Source organism: Lyngbya sp. CCY1209 (genome assembly GCF_035615495.1).
Taxonomy (GTDB): Bacteria; Cyanobacteriota; Cyanobacteriia; order Cyanobacteriales; family Microcoleaceae; genus Limnospira.
In genome coordinates, this window is sequence record NZ_JAJENU010000014.1 from 1 (window position 1) to 449 (window position 449).

1 pseudogene is annotated in these 449 nt (G+C 59.2%); it reads right to left on the bottom strand.

Features of this window, described 5'->3' with window-relative positions:
• Nucleotides 1–449: pseudogene (locus LKE08_RS00065) on the bottom strand (photosystem II D2 protein (photosystem q(a) protein)); the annotation flags it as partial.

Here is a 449-nt window from a genome sequence, read left to right on the forward strand (position 1 = left end):
CACAGGCCCGTCACGGGGACGAACAGCATGAAGAAGTGCAACCAGCGCTTGTTGGAGAAGGCGATACCGAAGATCTGGGACCAGAAGCGGTTCGCCGTCACCATAGAGTAGGTTTCTTCGGCTTGAGTGGGCTCGAAGGCGCGGAAGGTGTTGGCACCTTCACCGTCTTCAAACAGGGTGTTTTCCACCGTGGCACCGTGGATGGCGCACAGCAGCGCACCGCCGAGGATGCCGGCGACTCCCATCATGTGGAAGGGATTGAGAGTCCAGTTGTGGAATCCTTGGAAAAACAGGATGAAACGGAAGATTCCGGCCACGCCGAAGCTGGGGGCGAAGAACCATCCCGACTGTCCGAGGGGATACATCAGGAAGACGCTGACGAACACCGCGATGGGGCCGGTGAAGGCGATCGCGTTGTAGGGACGGATTCCCACCAGACGGGCGATTTC